Origin of the sequence: Arthrobacter sp. 4R501, from assembly GCF_002929755.1 — a bacterium.
Lineage (GTDB): Bacteria > Actinomycetota > Actinomycetes > Actinomycetales > Micrococcaceae > Arthrobacter.
The window spans coordinates 179,799-200,621 of record NZ_PJIW01000004.1; the positions used below are offsets into that span (position 1 = coordinate 179,799).

Genomic DNA, 20,823 nt, shown 5'->3' on the forward strand with positions numbered 1-20,823 from the left:
CGGCCGGCCCCGGATTGTCCCGGGGCCGGCCGCTGCCGTTAAGCGGAAACACGCACCGCGTAACACGCATGATCCGCGCGGAAAGCGGATGGCCCGTCACTGCGGCCGGGATAGGATGCCTAGGTGACTGAACCGACTGCCGCCGCGCCCGCACCCCTCTTCGGTGCTTCCGACATACGCCGGCTGGCGGAAGAAATCGGTATCCGGCCCACCAAGACACTGGGACAGAACTTCGTTATCGATGGCAACACCATCCGCCGGATCGTCTCCGTTGCCAACATCGGGCCAACCGAGACGGTGCTGGAAGTCGGGCCCGGCCTTGGTTCCCTCACGCTGGGCCTGCTGGATGCCGCGCAGACGGTGGTCGCCGTCGAAATTGATCCGGTCCTGGCGGCAAAGCTGCCGGAAACCGTGAAAGCATGGCGGCCGGACGCGGCGGGCGCTTTCCACCTGGTCCAGGCGGACGCCATGAAGGTCACATCGCTTCCCGTTGAGCCCACCGCCATTGTGGCGAACCTGCCCTACAACGTGGCGGTGCCGGTGGTCCTGCACCTGCTCCAGCATTTCCCCAGCCTGCAGCACGGTCTGGTGATGGTCCAGGACGAGGTGGCTGACCGGCTGGCCGCGGGGCCAGGATCAAAGACCTACGGGGTGCCCTCGGTCAAGGCGGCCTGGTACAGCAGCATGCGCAAGGCCGGGGTGATCGGCATGAACGTCTTCTGGCCTGCGCCGAAGATCCAATCCGGGCTCGTGGCCTTCACCCGGCGGGAACCGCCTGAAACAACCGCCACCCGTGAGCAGGTGTTCGCCGTGATCGACGCTGCCTTCGCCCAGCGCCGGAAGACGCTGAGGGCCGCCCTGGCTGGCTGGGCCGGCGGCGCAGCCGAGGCCGAGCGCTGCCTCATCGCCGCAGGAGTGGCCCCATCGGCCCGGGGCGAAGTCATCGACATCCACGCCTTCGCACGGATTGCCGAAGCCCGCGAGGCCGGGTCGTGAAGGCAGCCGCCGGGAAGTTTCCCGCACGGACGGTCCGTGTGAAGGCGCCCGGCAAGGTCAATGTTTCCCTGGACGTGGGACCCTTGCGCGCTGACGGCTACCATTCAGTTGCCAGCGTCTACCTGGCCGTTTCCCTCTATGAGGAAGTGGCTGCCACCAGCACGGAGACGCCGGGGATCACCGTCAGCATCAGCCCTGACAGCACCCTGGACCTGGACGGCGTGGATATTCCGCTGGACGAGAAGAACCTGGCCTACAAGGCCGCAGCCATCATGGCCGATGTCTCCGAGCATTCCACCGGCGTACACCTTGAAATCACCAAGCGGGTCCCCGTGGCCGGGGGCATGGGCGGCGGCTCGGCCGATGCCGCAGCCACCCTGCTGGCCTGCGACGCGCTCTGGAACAGCGGGCTGTCGCGGGATGAGTTGGCCCATCTGGCCGCCGAATTGGGTGCCGACGTCCCGTTCTCCCTCCTCGGCGGAACCGCCGTCGGGCTTGGCGTTGGCGACGACCTTTCGCCGGCGCTGGCCAAAGCCCAAACGGACTGGGTCCTCGTGGCGGCGGACTACGGGCTGCCCACCCCCGAAGTCTTCCGCACCCTGGACCGGCTCCGGGAGGCAGAAGGACTGGACGTTGCCGAGCCCACGGCCGTGGATCCCAAGATCCTGCAGGCGCTGCGGAGCGGGGACGCCGATGCCCTGAGCCGGGTCCTGGTGAACGATCTGCAGCGGGCCTCCATTGAACTTTCCCCCGCGCTCCGCGATACGCTGGGACGAGGTGAAGCGCTCGGCGCCCTGGCCGGAATCGTATCCGGTTCCGGACCCACCGTGGCGCTGTTGACCCACAATCCCGCCGCCGCCGAAAACCTGGCGGAGGACCTGCGGCACTACGGGCTGACGGCATTCCCTGTCCACGGGCCCGTGCATGGCGCGCGCATCATCTCCGATACTCTCCTTTAAGAGCCCCCTTCCGTACTGAGCAGCAGAAAGCAGTCCCCTTGGCACACCTTCTTGGCGGCGAAAACCTTACGGTTTCGTACGCAACGCGCACCGTCCTGGACGGCATCACCCTCGGACTTGAGGAAGGTGACAGGATCGGCATGGTGGGCCGGAACGGCGACGGCAAGTCCACGCTGATGCGCCTCCTGGCCATGCGCTCCACCCCGGACTCGGGCCGGGTGACCAAGCGCAGCGAAGTCAACATCGGCTACCTGGACCAAAGCGACGTGCTCGACGGCGACCTCACAGTGGGCGCTGCGATCGTCGGCGACCAGGCCGACTATGAATGGGCCCGCAACCCCCAGATCCGCGAAGTCATGGGCGGCCTGGTGTCCGACGTCGACTGGCATGCGAACGTCCACGCCCTCTCCGGCGGTCAGAAGCGGCGGGTGGCGCTGGCCAAGCTGCTGATCGAGGACCATGACGTCATCATGCTCGACGAACCGACCAACCACCTCGACGTCGAAGGAGTCGCCTGGCTGTCCCGGCACCTGAAGACCCGGTGGCGGGCCAACCAGGGCGCCTTCCTGGTGGTCACCCACGACCGCTGGTTCCTGGACGAAGTCTGCACCAAGACCTGGGAAATCCACGACGGCATCATGGACCCGTTCGACGGCGGCTACGCGGCCTACGTGCTGGCCCGTGCCGAGCGTGACCGCGCGGCGAATGTTATGGAAGGCAAGCGCCAGATGCTCGTGAAAAAGGAGCTCGCCTGGCTGCGCCGCGGCGCTCCGGCCCGCACGGCCAAGCCGAAATTCCGCATCGAGGCCGCCAACGCCCTCATCGCCGACGTGCCCGAGCCGCGTGACTCCACAGCCCTGAGCAAGATGGCCACCGCCCGGCTCGGCAAGGACGTCCTGGACCTCGAGAACGTCTCACTGGACTTCCTCGGCGGCGACCCCGGACAGAAACTCTTCGACAACATCACACTGCGGCTTGCCCCCGGTGAGCGGCTTGGCCTCGTGGGCGTCAACGGCGCCGGCAAGACCACCCTGCTGAAACTCCTCAACGGCGAGATTGAGCCGTCATCCGGCAAGGTCAAGCGCGGCAAGACCGTGGTCACCGCCGTGCTGACCCAGGAGGTCAAGGAGCTCGACGACGTCTCGGACCTGCGCGTGATCGAAGTCATCGAGCGCGAAAAGCGGTCCTTTAACGTTGGCGGCAAGGAATTCACGGCGGGCCAGCTCGTGGAGCAGCTCGGCTTCACCAACGAAAAGCAGTGGACCCCGGTCAGGGATCTGTCCGGTGGTGAGCGCCGGCGCCTCCAGCTCCTGCGCCTGCTGGTGGGGGAGCCGAACGTGCTGATGCTCGATGAGCCCACCAACGACCTCGACACCGACACCCTCGCCGCCGTCGAAGACGTCCTTGACGGCTGGCCCGGCACGCTCGTTGTGGTCAGCCACGACCGTTACCTGCTGGAACGCGTGACGGACCACCAGATGGCGCTGCTTGGTGACGGCAAGATCCGCGCCCTGCCGCGCGGCGTGGACCAGTATCTGGAGCTCCGCGAATCCGCCCTGGCCGGCTCCACGATCACCGGCGGCGGCAACCCCGTCACCGGTCCGAGCGGCAGCTCCGCCCCCGCAGCCTCCGGTTCCTCCGAAGCCGAAAAGCGCGACGCCCGGAAGGCCAAGAACCGGATCGAGCGCCAGCTGGGCAAACTGGAGCAGCAGGAAAAGAAGATTCACGACCAAATGGTCAAGAGCACCGCAGCATCCGACTTCGACGCCCTCGCCGACCAGAACAAGAAACTCAAGGACCTCGCCACCGATCGCGAAGCCCTGGAACTCGAATGGATGGAAGCCCTGGAAGTCCTCGGCGAATAACCTGCCGCGAGTAGCCCGGCGCTACTTGGATTGGGTGCCGGAGCCGGCCCTTCGTTGTTTTGCGCGGCTTGGGTGCCGCAGCCGGCCCTTCCGCGTCGCTTAGACACGGCACATAGGGAGCGCTTCGGTCGCTGGGCGACCTGCGCGCTCCGATGTACCGCGATGCGCTCCTTTCGGAAGGGCCGCCTCCGGCGAGGCACGTCACCTTCCCCAAGGGTCGCTTCCGGACAAAGCACATCACTTCCCGCCGTGTAACAGTGGGCGTCCCCGATCGGAACTTCGGCAAATAGCGGTTCGGGGGAGTCACCTCGCCGCCGTGGAACAGCACGCATCCAGGAACCGGCGGCTATTGCGGTCGTTGGAGGTCCCGAACGGAACCATCGGCAATAGCGGGGCGGGGGACCTGCGCGTAGTCGCGCATCGCGGCGCATCGGGCGCCGCGAGGTCGCTCAGCGACCGGAGGTGCCCCTTTGCGTTGTGTCTAAGCGACGGCGAAGGGCCGCTGCACCGCGTAGGTGACCACGGACGACGGCGAAGGGCTCCTGCGCCGCGAAGGTAACCGAGGAAGCTTGCGAAGGCGACCGTAAGGCCTAACCGTCGGACTTCAGCTCGGGGTCTTTTTGGAGGCCGGTGAGGCCGTTCCAGGCGAGGTTGACCAGGTGCGCGGCGACGGTGTGTTTGTCGGGCTGGCGGCTGTCCTGCCACCATTGGCCGGTCATGGCCACCATGCCCACGAGCATCTGGGCGTACATCGCGCCGTCCTGGGCGCTGAAGCCGCGGCGGTGGAATTCGTCGGACAGGATGTGTTCCACGCGGGCGGTGACCTGGGACAGCAGGGTGGAGAAAGCGCCTTCGGGCTGCGATGGCGGTGCGTCGCGCATGAGGATCCGGAAGCCCTCCGCCCGCTCCTCAATGTAGGTGAGGAGGGCCAGGGCGGCGCGTTCCACCAGGACTCGCGGTTTGCCTTCTTCGGTCAGGGCAGCGGTGATCGAGTCCAGCAGGATGTGGAACTCGAAGTCCACTACCTGCGTGTACAGGCCCTCCTTGGAGCCGAAATGTTCGTAGATCACGGGCTTGGAAACGCCGGCGCAGGCCGCGATTTCCTCAATGGTGGTCCCGTCGAGCCCGCGAGCGGCAAAAAGGCCACGGCCGACGTCGACCAGCTGGCCGCGCCGCTGTACGCCTGTCATCCGTGTCCGGGGTGGGTTATTGCTCACATTTCCATCATGCCCTAGCGCTGCTGAAACAGTTGGAACCGGTGGCGGTGCACTGGCCTGGCTGCCGTGATTCCGGCCAATGTCGCGGGCTGCCCTGAAGCCATGGCAAAATAAATACTTGTGCCTTGGCCTTTGCGCCTGTGGCATGGTCCGCCCTGGTGTAATGGCAGCACCCCGGCCTTTGGAGCCGTGGAGTATAGGTTCGAATCCTATGGGCGGAACTGCTGTGCGAAGACCGTCCAGTAGGATGAACTCGGTGCCCCGCCGTGAATTTTTGGCCGGACAGGCACCGCGCCCAGCGCAACGCGCAACCAAGCAAGGAGAACCCGTACGTGATCCCCGAGAATACCGGCCCAGCCGCCGTCATTGTTCTGGCAGCAGGCGCCGGTACCCGGATGAAATCCCGTACCCCGAAGATCCTTCACGAAATCGGCGGCAGGTCCATGGTGGGCCACGCCCTGCTGGCAGCCCGCAGCATTAACCCCGCACGGCTGGCCTTGGTGGTCCGCCACGAGCGGGATCTGGTTGCCCGCCACCTGAACCAGCTGGACCCCGAAGCCCTGATCGTGGACCAGGACGACGTCCCCGGCACCGGCCGCGCCGTTGAAGTGGCCGTGCAGGCACTGGACGCCCAGGAGAAACTCGCAGGCACCGTCGTGGTCACTTACGGCGATGTTCCGCTCCTGACCGGCAGCCTGTTGGCCGACCTGGTGGCCACACATGAGCGGGAGGCCAATGCCGTCACTGTGCTCACCGCACTGCTGGATGATGCCACAGGCTACGGACGCATTCTCCGCGGTGATGACAGCTCCGTGACCGGCATCCGCGAGCACAAGGATGCAACGGAAACCGAACGCCTGATCCGCGAGGTCAATTCCGGGATCTACGCCTTCGACGCCGATGTCCTGCGTGACGCGCTGGTCCACATCACCACCGACAATTCGCAGGGCGAAAAGTACCTCACCGACGTGCTGGGCCTCGCGCGGCAGTCGGGCGGTCGGGTTGCCGCCGTGGTCACCGAAGACCGCTGGCAGGTGGAGGGCGCCAACGACCGTGTGCAGCTCTCCGCCCTCGGCGCGGAACTGAACCGCCGCACCGTTGAAGCCTGGATGCGCGCCGGCGTCACAGTGGTTGACCCCGCCACCACCTGGATCGATTCCACCGTCGCCCTGGATGAGGACGTCCGCATCCTGCCGAACACGCAGCTGCACGGCGCCACCACCGTGGCGAGGGACGCCGTCGTCGGCCCCGACTCCACCCTGACCGATGTCCGCATCGGCGAGGGCGCCAAGGTGACCCGCACCCACGGTTCCGGTGCCGTGATCGGCGCGGACGCCGCCGTCGGCCCTTTCACCTACCTGCGTCCCGGCACAGTGCTCGGCGACACCGGCAAGATCGGTGCGTTCTACGAAACCAAGAACGTCACCATTGGCCGCGGCTCCAAACTTTCCCACCTCGGCTACGCCGGCGACGCCGAAATCGGCGAGGACACCAACATTGGCTGCGGCAACATCACGGCCAATTACGACGGCGAGAAGAAGCACCGCACGGTGATCGGCTCGGGCGTCCGCACAGGTTCCAACACAGTCTTTGTTGCACCGGTCACCGTGGGGGACGGTGCCTACAGCGGCGCCGGCGCGGTGATCCGCAAGGACGTCCCGGCAGGGGCGCTCGTCGTGTCCGTTGCAGCGCAGCGCAACAACGAGGGCTGGGTTGTGGCCAACCGCCCCGGCTCACGCTCGGCGGAACTGGCTCAGGCCGCCGCCTCAGATTCCTCACATACCCCAGCATCGACAGAAGAGGACCAGCGATAATGAGCGAAATTACGGCACGCGGCGAGAAGAAGCTGGTACTTGCCGCTGGGCGGGCGCACCCCGAACTGGCGCGGGAAATCGCCAAGGAACTGGGTACCGAGCTGCTGCCCGTGGATGCCTACGACTTCGCCAACGGGGAGATTTACGTCCGCGCCGGCGAAAGCGTCCGGGGAACCGACGCGTTCGTCATCCAGGCCCACCCGGCTCCGCTGAACAACCACCTTATGGAACAGCTGATCATGATCGATTCGCTTAAGCGGGCCTCCGCCAAGCGCATCACCGTGGTGTCCCCGTTCTACCCGTATGCGAGGCAGGACAAGAAGGGTCGCGGACGCGAGCCCATTTCCGCCCGCCTGGTGGCGGACCTGTACAAGACCGCCGGCGCCGACCGCATCATGAGCGTTGACCTGCACACCTCGCAGATCCAGGGATTCTTCGACGGGCCTGTGGACCACCTCATGGCCATCCCACTCCTGGCCGATTACATCCGTACCCGCGTCGCCGCCGACAACGTCACCGTGGTGTCCCCGGACACGGGCCGCGTGCGCGTCGCGGAGCAATGGGCCGAACGCCTGGGCGGAGCGCCGCTGGCGTTTGTGCACAAGAGCCGTGACCTCACCGTTCCCAACCAGGCAGTCTCCAAGACCGTTGTGGGCCAGATCGAGGGCCGGACCTGCGTCCTGATCGACGACATGATCGACACCGGCGGCACCATTTCCGGAGCGGTCCAGGTCCTGAAGAACGCCGGGGCGAAGGACGTCATCATCGCCGCGACGCACGCTGTCTTCTCCGAGCCAGCGGCCCAGCGGCTCTCCGAGTCCGGCGCCCGCGAAGTGGTGGTCACCAACACGTTGCCCCTCACTGCGAATCAGCAGTTCCCGCAGCTGACGGTGCTGTCCATCGCACCGCTGATCGCCCGCGCCATCCGCGAAGTGTTCGACGACGGTTCGGTCACCAGCCTGTTCGACGGCAACGCCTGATTTCAGCAGGCGGCTGGTGGGGACCGCCGTTTTCAGTAATCCGGCGCGGCGCTGGTAAGCTCTTCACGATACCTTGGCGAGGGAGAGCATCCGGGAAACCGGACTGCAGGTCTCCGTTATCGACTGGGTCTGAATCTCCCTTCTGGAAGGGCCGCCTCACGGCCGCCCGGCGTTGAAGGTCGTAACAGACCTCCGCCCTTGCTGAACACCTTTTAGTCTTCCGAGGAGATACACATGTCTGAGCAGAAGCTCGCAGCAGAAGTACGCACCGAATTCGGCAAGGGCTTCGCCCGCCGCGCGCGCATGGCCAACCTGATCCCTGCCGTCATCTACGGCCACGGCGCCGAGCCGATCCACATCACGCTTCCGGCCAAGGCCACCACGCTTGCAGTCCGCAAAGCCAACGCCCTGCTGTCCCTGGACGTCAACGGCGAAGAGCACCTGGCCCTGGTCAAGGACGTCCAGCGCGACCCGATCAAGCAGATCATCGAGCACATCGACCTGCTGACCGTCATCAAGGGCGAAAAAGTCACCGTGGACATCCCGGTTCACATCGTTGGCGAACTGGCTCCGGGCAGCGTCTTCAACCAGGAACTCACCGTCATCTCCCTTGAGGCTGAGGCAACCCACCTGCCCACCGCCATCGAGGTCGACATCGAAGGCCGCTCCGCCGGACAGCACATCCACGCTTCCGACCTGGTCCTGCCGAAGGGTTCGGTCCTGCTGGCCGACGCCGACGCCCTGGTCGTCCACATCTCCGAGGCCACTGAGGTCTCTGAGGAAGAGGCACAGGCTGACTCCGCAGCCGCGGTCGCAGGCGAGTAATAACGGCACAGTTTGATATGTGGCCGGACCCTGTCGGGGTCCGGCCACAGCCATGTCCGGACCACCTTAGGATTGAATAATGACTGACACCTGGCTGATCGTTGGCCTCGGAAACCCCGGGGCCGAATACAAGGGCAACCGGCACAATGTCGGCCAGATGGTCCTGGACGAACTCGCGGGCCGGATGGGTGGCAAGTTCAAAACCCACAAGGCACGAGCCCAGGTGCTCGAAGGACGGCTGGGGATCGGCGGCCCCCGGGTGGTGCTGTCCAAGCCGATGAGCTACATGAATGTTTCCGGCGGCCCGGTATCGGGCCTGGCAAATTTTTACGGCATTGACCCTGACCACGTTGTCGCGGTGCACGATGAGATTGATATTCCGTTCAACACCATAAAGCTGAAATGCGGCGGCGGTGAGGGCGGCCACAACGGCCTCAGGGACATGTCCAAGGCGCTGGCCACCAAGGATTACCTCCGGGTGCGGGTGGGCGTGGGCCGCCCTCCAGGTCGGATGGACACTGCAGACTATGTCCTGCGCGATTTTGGCACTGCAGAGCGCAAGGACCTTCCGTTCCTGCTCGATGAGGCGGCTGATGCCGTGGAGGTGCTGGTCAGGGAAGGGCTGACTGCGGCCCAGCAGAAGTTCCATCCGGCCAGGTCAGACGTTCAGGAATAAAACTTAAAACCGCCTGTCCCTGTTTACCTGTGTGTGCCAAGGGGTAGTCTTCTTCCTAAGCGGGGGAGCGATGGGGCTTATCCCGCTTTAGTGGGATGTAGGGGACAAGTTCATGTCAATCGAGCCACTCAGCTGGGGACGTGGGTCACCGCTCAACGACCTTGAGCTGCGCACCGACACTGCAGGCGTGTCAGAGCCGCAGCGATGGTCCGTGCCCGCACGGAGCGCCAACCTCGAAGCCGTCCGCGCCGCCCTGACCAGCCTCGACTCCCTGGGAGTCGTCATCACCGGCGGACGAGGTGTAGGTAAGTCATCCTTGGCCAGGACAGCCGTTGCCGACCTTGGGCCGGATATCTGGACGTTGCAGCTGCGCAGCGGACCGTCGTCCGGCAAAACACCCTACGGTTGCCTGGCTTTCCTGCTGGCGCGTCTTCCCCAGGCGTACATGGGGTCGCCCACAGCCATCCTCCGTGGCATTACGTCCCTCATCAAAAGCGATGCCGCGGGGCGCCAGTGCGTCATCACCCTGGACACCGCCGGCAGCATTGATGACATGAGCGCCGGCGTCCTGCTCAACATCCTCCTGACCGGGACCGCCCGCATGGTGGCCGTGGCACCCATGGTCAGTGATCTACCGGCCGACTTCCACTGGCTCCTCAACGACCGCCGGCTCACCGAGGTCAGGCTGGACAACCTCAACGAGCTGCAAACCCGCCAGGTGCTGCTTTCCCTGCTGGGCCACCGCGTTTCGGCCTCGCTGGTCAGCTCTTTCCACACCATGGTTGGCGGCAACCCCCTGCTCCTGAAAGCGCTTGTAACCGAGCAGCAGCATTCGGGGAACCTGGTTCTGTCGGACTCCGTCTGGACTCTTCGGGACAAGGTGGTGCTCGACGGCGCGGCCAGCCTCGACGACATCGTCCGGTCCCAATGGACCCGGAAGTCTCCGGAGGAACGGGATGTCATTGAGATGCTCTCGTGCGCCCGCAGCGTGGAACTGTCCAGGCTGACCAAAGTGTACGGTGCCGGTGTGGTGGCGGACATGGAAGATTCGGGCCTGCTGGAGATCGATTCCTCGGACAACCGATGGGTTTCACTGCGTGAAAAGTACCTCGGCGACGTTGTCCGCTCCTGGCTCAGCATCACTCGGCGACGGGAACTGCGGAGCCTGCTCCTGGGCGGCAAGGAACCTGACCCTGCCACGATGACGATGGAAGAACTGATGGCGTTCGGCGCCTGGACCCAGGAATGCGAGGCCGAGCTGAGTCCGGCCATGGCGCTTGCCGCCGCCGAAGCCGCAGTGCAGCTCTTTGACCCCCATTTTGCCCTCAAATATGCCGACACGCTGAAGCGGAATGACCCTCAATGGGTGCCTGCCCAGCGGCAGAAAGCCGCAGCGTACCTGCTCATGGACCTCCCGGTGCAGGCCATGGCAGCACTGGACGATATTTCCCAGCCGCAGCTGGACAACCTGGACGTTGAGGAGTTCGCCCGGGTGGTCGAGGCAAAATCTCGGGTCATGGTCTGGCTCCCCGAACACACCGCCCGGGTGCCGGCGCTGCTGCAGACGGCACGGAAGCGGCTGGGCGTGGAGCCAGGAATCGCCAAGGGCTGGCCGGAGCCGCTGGCTGCTGCGGCCAACCGGATCAGCCTCAGCGAATTCGAGTACCAGGCTTTTGTGGGGGACTACGCCTCCGCCTTGCCGGCACTGGAAGCCGCTGCGGACCCCGGGCAGAATCCGGACACCTGGTTCAGGATGAACTCAGCGGTGATCCTCATGAGCGCCCTGTCCATGGCCGGGCGGGAAATGGACGCCCTGAGCCTGATGAGGCAGCTGGGCGGGCAGATCTCGGACGCCGCCGAGATCGTGGGCCTGCGCGAGAGGTTCGCCAGCCGGGCGTACAACGTGCTCCTGATGGCAGGGCAATGGCGCCGGTGCATCGACCTCCTGGATCCGCCTTCCGCGCGCGAGTTCCACCGGCTCCCTTACCGGAGCGCCGCCGCGGAGCTAGCGGCCGGTATCGCCTACGTGTACTCGGGCCGCGGCGCCGTTGCCCTTGATTCGCTGCTCTCGGCCGCTGCACAGCTGGAACTGCGGCCCGTCCAGAGCCTGCTCCGCGCCGCCTACGCCGCCATCGCCTTCGCGTATGCGCAGATCGGCAATGCCGGGCAGTCCCGGCAGTATCTTGACCGGCTGCAGCGGACGACAGGTGCCGCTGACCATGCCACCCGGAGCCGCACTGAATTCTGCGCTGATATGGCCGCCCGATGGCTGGGGGACAATGACGCAGCCACCCGCCTCAAGCAGTCAGCCCGCCGTGACATCGCAGCAGGCAGGTTCACCCTGGCCGGGATCAGCCTGCTCGGAGCCACGGTCAACGGCACGGAAGCGGACTTTCGGCTGATGGAACAAGTGGCCGGGCAACGCCAGGGCCCCTTGGCGGAAATTTCGCGGCTTGTCGCCGTGGGCAGCCGCACCCACGACGCCAAAACGTTGCTTGCCGGCGGGGAACTGGCGGCCACCCTGGAACTGGATGCCGTTGAGGCCCGGTGCATGGCGCTGGCCGTTGACTACGCCCGGCAGGCCGGTGATTCGGTTTCCGCCAGGACTGCACAGGCCCGACTGGACATCCTCGCAGCCACCGTGGCAAGCCTGCCGATCGTGCCGAGCAGCGGCAGCCCGCTGCTGACCGCCAGGGAGAGGCAGATCGCGCGGCTGGCCGGCCGGGGCGCGTCCAACCGCGATATCGCCGTGGAGATGGGCGTGTCCGTGCGCACAGTGGAAGGCCACCTTTACCAGGTCTTTACCAAGCTCGGAGTTACATCCAGGGGTGATCTGACTGGACTCGTCTAACGGCCACGCTGCCAAACAGGGAACGCAATATCGACTGCTCACGGGCCGGCGTGAGCCGCTGGACCGGATCTGCAACATCATTCGCAGCCGCACGAGCCAGGCCGTGTTCCTCATGGCGGGCCCGGGCATCGGGAAGTCAACGCTGACCGAGGCCATCACCGAGCGGCTTTCCCAGGAGATGATCATTGTTCAGATCCATGGAAGTTCGTCGCTGTCCGGCGTTCCCTTTGGAGTTTTGGCACCCTACACGGCGGAGCTGACGGCCGAAGACTCCGTGTCTTCGGTGGCTGTGCTGCGGTCCGTGTGGAGGTACTTTGAGAAGCTGAAAGCCGGCAAGGATACCCCGTTGCTTCTGATGATGGATGACGCCCATCACCTGGACGAGGCAACAGCCAGCATCGTCGCCGACATGATCTCCGCTGGCTGGGCCACAGTGCTTGCTGCCGGCAGGCCGCGGCCCGGGCTGCCCCAGCCGCTCGCTCAGCTCTGGTATGACGGCCTGGCTGACCGTGTGGATCTCCGACCCATGAACCGGGAGCAGGTCGAGGAAGTCCTCTCCCACGCGCTTGATGGAACAATCCCCTCGGGAACCATCGACACAATCTGGAGCGCGTCCGGCGGAAATCCGCGGATTCTTGATGCCTTGCTGCATGATGCCGCAGAGCGGGGCGAACTCGCAAAGCGGAACGGGATCTGGATGCTGCTGGGCCCGTTGCCTGCCGACGGACCCAGGCTCGCCGAGGTGGTGGTAAAAGACATGCTCCGCCGCAGCCCGGAAGAGCAGGAAGTCCTGAAACTTGTCGCCCTCGCCGGGCCCGTGAGCCGGAAGGTGATCGAGGATATTTTTGGCGCTGAAGTAGTCCGCACGCTGCTGGACCAGCAGATGATGGTGGAAAGTTCCGGCATTCCAGCCGATCTCCGGATCTGGAACTCCGTGTTCGGCGAGGCGCTCCGCACAAGTATCTCGGTGTCCCGGAGCCTGCAGCTGCTTGAAAAGATCCGGGATCAGCTGGGAACCGCTCCCGAAGGGTCTGAAGGCAGGATGAGGGCCGTGGAATGGGCCCTTGAATGTGGATTGAAAATATCCGATCCCGAGCTGCTTGAGGCGGCCCGCACTGCCTTGGTCCACTCCCGGAACCGGAGCAGCCGGATGATGGCGGCGAAGGTCGCGGACCCGGACCTCGTGCCGCAGGCACAGGCCGTCCAGGGACGCGCCTTATTCAATGAAGGCGACTTTGCGGGTGCGGCCAAGCTCCTGGACGGATGCTGGCTGCAGCTGAAGAACGGTGCCTGGGCTGTTCCGGTCCTGATGCTCAGGGCGATGGCACACCAGGCTCTGGGAACGCCGCTGTCAGTATTCACGGCCGATTCCCGTGATGCGCTTCAGGGCGCAGGCGCCATGACGGCTGGCCCGGATGCTGTGCCGCCGGATTCCCAGGAGACCGCCGGTGCGCCGGCCGGGCCCTGGCAGGAGCGCTTGCTTCGCCTGCTGGAACTTTGCGAAGCAGGCAACCACCAGGCCTTGGAGGCCGAGGTCCAGGAACTTCGGAGCAGCCGCGCCGGCGATGTCACGGACGACGCTCTGCGTGCGGTGGGCCTGGCGCTGCTGGCCCATTCGCTTGCCCTGGCCGGACGGGCCGTCCAGGGGCTGGATGCCGCATTGCTGGCCGTCTCGGAACTTCCCTCACTACAGGGTGGCGTGTTCTTCTTCAACGAATTTGTCCTTGGCCACCTGGTGGCAGATTACCTGGCCATGGGGGAGTGGGACTCGGCGGAACGGGAGTTGGCGAACTATGCTGCCGGGCAGCCGCGGGGTGTCGCCTATTTCGGCGGCAGCCTCGAGGTGCTCCGTGGCTACTCGCTCCTGCGGCAGGGGCGGATGGAACGCGCCTACCAAACGCTGTTGCCGGCGGTGGAGACCCTGAGGCTCAACGATCCGCTGCAGATGTTCCGGTTTGGTTCCGGGCTGGCGTTTTATGTAGCGGCGAGGCTCGGCGACGCCGCCCAGGCCGGCCGGCTTGAGCTGGATTACAAGGATTCACCGCAGGGTTCCCCCGGCTACGGACTCCTTGCGAGGGCGTACGCGGCAGCGGCATCCGAGTATGTGGCGCACGACGGAAAAGGCCTGGCGCGCCTCCACACACTGGCCACCACGCCCGAGGTGACCACCCGGGCCGGGACACTCCTGGAACTCCTGGCTCTCTGCTGGGACCTGGGCGACCATTCCGTGATCCCGTTGGTCCACTCACTGGCCGGGAGCGTTGAAGGCCGCTGGGCCGCGGCAATGCTCACCCTGGCGGGGCATTGGGAGTCCGAGGACGCCGATTCCATCATGGAAACGGCAGCCATGCTTGAAGGCGCGGGATTCGTTAACCTTGCGCGGGAAGCCTACGCGCGGTCCAGCACCGTCCTTGAAAGCTCCGGTGAGCGCCGGCGGGCCCGTCAGGCGGTGGCCCTGCGGGAGAAGTGCGACCACGAACTGGGCGAGCGGTTCCGGGAAGGCCACTTCATCGCCGCAGCACCCAGCGTGCACCTCACCCGCCGGGAACAGGACATCGTAGAGCTCGCTGTGAAAGGTCTCACCGACCGGGAGATCGCACAAAGACTCATGGTGTCCGTGCGTACTGTGGAGGGCCACCTCTACCGCACGTACGTCAAACTCGGCGTGCGGAGCCGCGACGAACTGGCTTCGGCCCTTCCGAACTGATATGTAGGTGTGCCTTGTCAAGAGGCAAGGGTGAGCGGTCCAAGGCTGGTTTGTCTTGGACCGCTCTTTTGTGTCCGTTCCCCTGCTTGGTCCGGTTGGCTGGCGCGTCGTGATCGACGGGGGGCGCTGTCAGACTGATATGCGCGGGTTGGTTACCGCAGGACGAGGTGTTCGGCTGGAGGGGTGCCGCTGGTCTAGGGATGTCGGGCGTCACCGGCGATTGTCGGTTGTCCATAGTTCAGTCGCGGGTCTCCTCCACGCTGCCGAGCCATCCGGCCTGTGCCGGGAACGGCACACGTCTATTCATCCGTCCACGGCTGCTCCTGTTGGACCGCGGCGGCGAGGGACCAGCACCAGCCGGCCAGTTCCCGGGCGACGGCGACGTTGGCGATGACCCGGCGTTTGTGCCGGGCTTCGAACTGCTCCCACTTGCGGTGCAGCCGTTGGTTGCCTTGGTGTCCGCGGACCCGGGACGCTTCGCTGGCGGCGTCCCAGCGGGCACGCATGTCCCGGCTGGCATTGGTGTAGGGGCGGCGGTGGTGCCAGGCAGCCTCGACCAGCAGTCGGCGGGCGTGGGTGTTACCGGTCTTGGTGATGGCCCCCTGGGACCGTGAAGCGCCCGAGGAATGCTCCGAGGGGACCAGGCCCAGATACGCGCCGATGGTGCTGCCGGTGAAGCGGGTCCAGTCGCCGATTTCCACTGCCAAGCCGAAGGCGGTGAGTACCGAGATTCCGCGCAGACACATCAGAGCTTGCACCACCGGCGCATAACGGTCGGTTGCCGCGAGGGCCGTGATCTGCGCATCCAAACGGTTCCTGCGGTCCAGCGTCAGCTCCGCGGTCTCCAGCCCTGCCTCGTAGGCGGCCTGCAGGGCAGGGTCTTCGAAATGTTGCCGGTTCAGCCAGGTGTGGTGGGTGTTGGTCCAGGCATGACCGCCGGAGTAGACCTGACCGTGGCGTAACAGGAGCTTCGAGATCCTATGCCTGGCTCTCATCAGGTCCGCGCGGACGTCCTCGCGGGCACGCACCAGATCACGGGCCGCTTCATCGGCACGGCCTGGAACCCGCACGGGAGTTATCTGTCCGAGCAGGGCCAACCGGGCCAGATGCTCGGCGTCGCGGGCATCGGTCTTCACCCGATCTCCGGGCGGACGCTGAAGCTTCGAGGGTGCCGCAACCAGGCACTCGATCCCTGCACCGACCAGTAACCGGGCCAATCCGAAGCCCGTTGGGCCTGCCTCATAGACAACGAGAACCGGCCCCTGCAATCCGGAAACCCATTCCGCAATCCCCGCTTCGTTGGCGGCCAGGCTCTGCCTGAGGATCTCGCCCGTATCATGGTCGATCGCACACGCCTTCACGCTGCGTGCATGGACATCCAAACCGACGTAAGTACGCTTATTCATGGCTGGAACCTCCAAACGTTCAAATGTGGCTCTACCAGTCCACACCCCGCACCTACCTGCGGAAAGACGGACCGGCAACCCACGAAACTCTTTGAACCCGAGGTTCCAGTCCTATCTCACGGCCCCGCCCACCACACTTCATATCGTCTAGGCCTGCGTACGGACGCCATGCGTCCGGGACCTTGTGTACGGACGTCCGGAAACGCGTAGCCCCCGCCCCAGAAAGTAGAGTACTGCCTACTCGTGTGCTGAGCTTCAGCATGCGATTGACTTAGTGCGGCAGGAAAACACGGAGCCACCAAAACCGCGGACCGGCCAACAGACTTTCAGGCCTCATTTTGAAGCAAACTTCCGGCCCCTGGGGCTGGACCGAAGCGGGGCCGGCGACGTCAGAGTCTTCTGAGACCGAGACTCTCCCCCCAGCCGTCGCCGGCCCTCACTTCCGCGGGCTGAAGCCCGGAGCTGCTGTGGCGGTTGCCCATCGGGCCGCCGCCATAGTGGTGTTGTGGGACAATTGAGTGTCAATCCATTGGCATCTCAAGGAGTTAGCTTTGGCCCTAGTATCAACGCCTGCCACGCTGGAACGCGCAGTGCCGGCCATGGATAACGCCGAAGTCCTCAGGATTCGAAACGACTTCCCCGTACTTGGCCAGCTGGTGAACGGCCAGCCCCTGGTGTACCTCGATTCGGGCGCCACCTCGCAAAACCCGCTCAGTGTCATCGAAGCTGAGCAGGAGTTTTACGAACAGCGCAACGCTGCCGTGCACCGCGGCGCCCACTACCTTGCCGTGGAAGCAACAGAGGTGTTCGAAGGTGCCCGCGAGACCATAGCGGACTTCATCGGTGCCGGCTACGCGGAAACGGTGTGGACCTCCAACGCCACCGAAGGCCTGAACCTGCTCAGCTACGCGCTGTCCAACGCCGCGCTGTGGGCGGCGCAGGGGCGCGGCGACGCCCGCCTGAAAGACCTCGCAGTGGGCCCGGGTGACCAGATCGTGGTGACCGAAATGGAGCACCACGCCAACCTGATCCCTTGGCAGGAACTGGCGTTCCGCACCGGCGCCACGCTGCGTTACATCCCCATCGACGACGCCGGTGCCCTGCGGCTGGATATTGCGGCCGAGATCCTGGGAAGCAAAACCAAGGTCCTCGCGTTCACCCACGCCTCCAACGTGCTGGGCACAATTAATCCCGTACAGGAACTGGTTGCGCTGGGGCGGCAGGCCGGAGCCCTCGTGGTCCTGGACGCCTGCCAGTCGGCACCGCACCTGCCGTTGAACGTCAAGGGGCTTGACGTCGACTTCGCCGTGTTCTCCGGGCACAAGATGCTGGCGCCTACCGGAATCGGGGTCCTCTACGGCAAGCAGGACCTCCTGGATGTGCTGCCACCGTTCCTCACCGGCGGTTCCATGATCACCACGGTGACCATGGAACGGGCCGAGTACCTGCCCGCGCCGCAGCGCTTCGAGGCCGGCACCCAGCGCATCTCGCAGGCCGTTGCCCTGGCCGCCGCAGCCAACTACCTCACGGAAACCGGCCTGGACCGCGTGCACCGCTGGGAAGCGGAGCTCGGCCAGCGGATGGTGGCGGGGCTGGAGTCCATTCCCGGCATCCGCGTGCTGGGGCCCGCCGCCGGACAGGAACGGATCGGCCTTGCCGCGTTCCACGTCGACGGCGTGCACGCGCACGACGTCGGGCAGTTCCTGGATTCCCGGGGCATCGCCGTCCGCGTGGGTCACCATTGCGCCCAGCCGCTGCACCGCCGCTTGGGCCTGACCGCAACCACCAGGGCAAGCGCCTACTTGTACAACACCACCGACGACGTCGATGCCTTCCTGGAAGCCGTCGCCGGAGTCCGCTCCTACTTCCGCGTCTAGCGCGATCACCGAAGGTACACCACCATGAGCCTTGACCAGCTGTATCAGCAGATCATCCTTGACCATTCCAAAGCCCGTCACGGCAGCGGACTGGCAGGCATCGCCGCGCCGGCGGGGGCGTCCACGGGCCAGTCCCACCAGCTCAACCCGGTCTGCGGCGACGAAGTCACGCTGCGGGTGGCTGTGGAAGACGGCAAGGTGGCGCAGATTTCCTGGGACGGCGAAGGGTGTTCCATCTCGATGGCATCGGCGTCGGTCCTCAGCGAACTCGCGGAGGGAATGACCGTGGACGAGCTCCACGCCGTCATTGGCAACTTCCGCGAAGTGCTCCGCTCACGCGGGAAGATCCCCGCCGATCCCGAGATCCTGGGCGACGCCGCGGCTTTCGAGGGTGTGGCCCGCTACGCTGCGCGCGTTAAGTGCGCCATGATTTCCTGGGTGGCCGCCGAGGACGCCCTGAACCAGGCGGCCTAGCCCTAACGGTCCGACGCAGGTCCGGCGCGCGCCGAGCCTCTCAGCCCCGGTGCTCGAAAATGTCCGGGATGCCGTCGCCGTCAGCATCATGCCGTTCCGCAAGTTCCACTGCGCGGTAATGCCGGTTCCGCAGCCGGAGCACCACGGCGGCGAGCAGGGCGGCAACGAGTGATCCGCTGAGGATGGCCACCTTCGCGTGGTCATCGTGGGCCGAGCCCGCACCAAAGCTCAGCTCGGCGATCAGCAGCGACACCGTGAAGCCCACTCCGGCCAACATCGCAAGGCCGGCAACATCGATCCAGGCCAGGCCGTCGTCGAGCTTTGCCCTGGTGGTCTTAGTGATCAGGTAGGTAGTGCCGAACACGCCAATCGTTTTGCCGGCCACCAAGGCAGTCACAATTCCCACCGCCACGGGATCCGCCAGGGCCGACCGGAAGCCGTCGAGGCCGCCCACGGCAACTCCGGCGGAAAAGAAGGCGAAGACCGGGACGGCGAAACCTGCCGAAAGCGGGCGGAGCCGGTGTTCCATGGACTCAGCCATACCGGAACCCGCCTCACCGCGTTTCCGCGACGCCAGCACCGGGACGGCAAAAGCGAGCAGCACACCGGCCACCGTGGAGTGGATACCGGAAGCGTTCACGAGTCCCCAGGTGGCGGCGGCCAGCGGCAGCAACAGGTACCAGCTGCGGACCCTCCTCTGGGCCAGCAGGGTAAACAGCCCCAGCGGAACCAGTGCCGCCAACAGGAAAAGCGGCTGCAGTCCGGACGAGTAGAAGAAGGCGATGATGCCGATGGCCAGCAGGTCATCCACTACGGCCAAGGTGAGCAGGAAGGTCCGGAGGGCCGCAGGCAGGTGCGTGTTGATGACGGCCAGCACGGCCAGGGCAAAGGCGATATCGGTGGCTGTGGGAATGGCCCAGCCCCGCAGGCTCCCGGCGTCCTGGCCCAGGTTCAGCAGCGTGTAGATCAGGGCCGGAACTGCCACGCCGCCCACGGCCGCGGCCACCGGAACCACCGCCTTGGACACTTTGCGGAGTTCACCGGAGACAAACTCCCGTTTGAGTTCCAGGCCGGCCAGGAAGAAGAAGATGGCCAGGAGACCGTCCGACGCCCAATGCCCCAGGGAGAGTCGGAGATGCCAGGGCTCATACCCGATTTTCAGGTCACGCAGCGCGAAGTAGCCCTCAGCCGCCGGCGAGTTGGCCCAGATGAGGGCCGCGGCCGTGGCCAGCAAAAGGAGGGCACCGCCGGCTGTTTCCAGCCTGAGGATCTCTGAGATCCTCAGGAATTCGGGGTAGCTTGAGCGGCTGAGGACTCTGGCAGCGAAGGCGGGTCGGGAAGGGCGCTTGGCCATGCGTGGCTCCTGGAATTAAGGGGTCGGCAAAAATGTTGCCGACCAGACTTCCCGGCGCACCTGTGTCCAGCCTACCCGAGCAGGCCCATAACCCCGATCACGGCAGTGGCAGCTCCCAGCACCATCGAGATGCTGACCAGCACCACGTGGACGGTGAGGAACTTTGTGGCCTTGCCGGCGGCGTCCCGCGCCCTGGGATCCTTCATCACACGGCGCAGGAACTGCGGCCAGACCACCAGGGACCAGAGGCCGGCGATGATCAGGACCACACCCGCAAACACGGGGAGCTGCACGGCTTAGTGGCTTTCGAGCCAGGCCTGGGCCTGCTGGGACTGGATGTTCAGGGCCTTGGACACCATGGGCTCAGCCGCCTCGGCGATCTTGCCGCCCAGGAAGGGAACGGAGGACGTGACGTTGCCTTCGAGTTCAATGCGCGTGCTGCCGCCCTCCGCGACGAGCCGCTGGACCGCGGTCACATCAAGGGGGGCGCCGGCGATCTTCAGCGTGATGTTGCTCTGGCGGGAACCGTCGGCCGCCGGGGCGTCCCAGTTCTCCACCTGCGTCACCGTGAGCTTTTCGCCCACGAACTTACGGGCGATCTCCGGCAGCCGGGTGGTGGGCAGCGTGCGGACCGAGGTGGTGCTGAATACTCCGTCAACGTCTCCGGCCACCTCGAAGGATTCAAGTGTGCCGCCAACGAATTGGCTCGTGTGCCGCTGGAACTCCTCGTTGATAAAGACGGCAGCGACGCTGTCGACGGCGTGCGGAAGGGTAGTGGTTGCACTCAGTGCCATGGGTCCTCCAGTGATGTGTAGGTCAGAA

General features: G+C 65.5%; 16 protein-coding genes and 1 tRNA gene. 12 read left to right on the forward strand and 5 right to left on the reverse strand.

The features are described 5' to 3' along the window. Nucleotides 1-123 precede the first annotated feature (123 nt). The 3 genes from rsmA to CXR02_RS05185 are packed head-to-tail and all read left to right on the forward strand — an operon-like array spanning nt 124 to nt 3,820. On the forward strand, nt 124-996 hold the full coding sequence (gene rsmA / locus CXR02_RS05175) for a 16S rRNA (adenine(1518)-N(6)/adenine(1519)-N(6))-dimethyltransferase RsmA (protein WP_058929623.1): 873 nt from the start codon (nt 124-126) through the stop codon (nt 994-996). Beyond that, a complete protein-coding gene (locus tag CXR02_RS05180; RefSeq protein WP_058929622.1) occupies nt 993-1,955 on the forward strand; it encodes a 4-(cytidine 5'-diphospho)-2-C-methyl-D-erythritol kinase in 963 nt (320 codons plus the stop codon). Before rsmA ends, CXR02_RS05180 begins: the two co-directional genes overlap by 4 nt. 38 nt (nt 1,956-1,993) lie before the next feature. Beyond that, entirely contained in the window at nt 1,994-3,820 is a 1,827-nt protein-coding gene (locus tag CXR02_RS05185; RefSeq protein ID WP_058929621.1) for an ABC-F family ATP-binding cassette domain-containing protein, read from the forward strand. 590 nt (nt 3,821-4,410) lie between these two features. On the opposite strand, the gene CXR02_RS05190 is transcribed toward CXR02_RS05185, so the two are convergent. Continuing rightward, the gene (locus CXR02_RS05190; RefSeq protein ID WP_104061016.1) at nt 4,411-5,037 is read right to left on the reverse strand and encodes a TetR/AcrR family transcriptional regulator; all 627 of its coding nucleotides are present in this window, start codon (nt 5,035-5,037) and stop codon (nt 4,411-4,413) included. 149 nt (nt 5,038-5,186) lie between these two features. On the opposite strand from CXR02_RS05190, the gene CXR02_RS05195 reads away from it, so the two are divergent. The 7 genes from CXR02_RS05195 (at nt 5,187) to CXR02_RS05225 (ending at nt 14,890) form a co-directional block, all read left to right on the forward strand. After that, nucleotides 5,187-5,258 (forward strand) — tRNA-Gln (locus CXR02_RS05195). Nucleotides 5,259-5,369: 111 nt separating this feature from the next. Continuing rightward, a complete protein-coding gene (gene glmU, locus CXR02_RS05200) occupies nt 5,370-6,851 on the forward strand; it encodes a bifunctional UDP-N-acetylglucosamine diphosphorylase/glucosamine-1-phosphate N-acetyltransferase GlmU (RefSeq protein WP_104061093.1) in 1,482 nt (493 codons plus the stop codon). Further along, nucleotides 6,851-7,831 (forward strand): ribose-phosphate diphosphokinase, encoded by a 981-nt coding sequence (locus CXR02_RS05205; RefSeq protein ID WP_056348072.1) that lies wholly within the window; start codon nt 6,851-6,853, stop codon nt 7,829-7,831. Before glmU ends, CXR02_RS05205 begins: the two co-directional genes overlap by 1 nt. A 234-nt stretch (nt 7,832-8,065) precedes the next feature. After that, nucleotides 8,066-8,656 carry a 50S ribosomal protein L25/general stress protein Ctc gene (locus tag CXR02_RS05210; RefSeq protein ID WP_058929619.1) on the forward strand — a complete coding sequence of 197 codons (591 nt, stop codon included), beginning with the start codon at nt 8,066-8,068 and terminating at the stop codon, nt 8,654-8,656. A gap of 79 nt (nt 8,657-8,735) precedes the next feature. Next, entirely contained in the window at nt 8,736-9,332 is a 597-nt protein-coding gene (gene pth, locus CXR02_RS05215) for an aminoacyl-tRNA hydrolase (protein WP_104061017.1), read from the forward strand. 112 nt (nt 9,333-9,444) lie between these two features. After that, complete coding sequence (locus CXR02_RS05220) at nt 9,445-12,183, forward strand: LuxR family transcriptional regulator (protein ID WP_104061018.1); 2,739 nt, start codon at nt 9,445-9,447, stop codon at nt 12,181-12,183. A gap of 34 nt (nt 12,184-12,217) precedes the next feature. Beyond that, nucleotides 12,218-14,890 (forward strand): LuxR C-terminal-related transcriptional regulator, encoded by a 2,673-nt coding sequence (locus CXR02_RS05225; protein ID WP_368784598.1) that lies wholly within the window; start codon nt 12,218-12,220, stop codon nt 14,888-14,890. Nucleotides 14,891-15,189: 299 nt separating this feature from the next. Here CXR02_RS05225 and CXR02_RS05230 read toward each other — a convergent pair whose 3' ends face one another. Beyond that, nucleotides 15,190-16,296: an IS110 family transposase gene (locus CXR02_RS05230; RefSeq protein ID WP_104061019.1), complete on the reverse strand. Its 1,107-nt coding sequence runs from the start codon at nt 16,294-16,296 to the stop codon at nt 15,190-15,192. 551 nt (nt 16,297-16,847) lie between these two features. Between CXR02_RS05230 and CXR02_RS05235 the strand changes: the two genes are divergently transcribed. Beyond that, entirely contained in the window at nt 16,848-18,173 is a 1,326-nt protein-coding gene (locus CXR02_RS05235) for a SufS family cysteine desulfurase (RefSeq protein WP_104061020.1), read from the forward strand. A gap of 24 nt (nt 18,174-18,197) precedes the next feature. Continuing rightward, nucleotides 18,198-18,647: a Fe-S cluster assembly sulfur transfer protein SufU gene (gene sufU / locus CXR02_RS05240; RefSeq protein WP_104061021.1), complete on the forward strand. Its 450-nt coding sequence runs from the start codon at nt 18,198-18,200 to the stop codon at nt 18,645-18,647. Between the two features lie 40 nt (nt 18,648-18,687). On the opposite strand, the gene nhaA is transcribed toward sufU, so the two are convergent. The 3 genes from nhaA to CXR02_RS05255 form a co-directional block, all read right to left on the reverse strand. Further along, complete coding sequence (nhaA, locus tag CXR02_RS05245; protein WP_104061022.1) at nt 18,688-20,001, reverse strand: Na+/H+ antiporter NhaA; 1,314 nt, start codon at nt 19,999-20,001, stop codon at nt 18,688-18,690. 71 nt (nt 20,002-20,072) lie between these two features. Next, a complete protein-coding gene (locus tag CXR02_RS05250) occupies nt 20,073-20,294 on the reverse strand; it encodes an SCO4848 family membrane protein (RefSeq protein WP_104061023.1) in 222 nt (73 codons plus the stop codon). Nucleotides 20,295-20,297: 3 nt separating this feature from the next. Then, the gene (locus tag CXR02_RS05255; RefSeq protein WP_104061024.1) at nt 20,298-20,795 is read right to left on the reverse strand and encodes a DUF2505 domain-containing protein; all 498 of its coding nucleotides are present in this window, start codon (nt 20,793-20,795) and stop codon (nt 20,298-20,300) included. Nucleotides 20,796-20,823 lie beyond the last annotated feature (28 nt).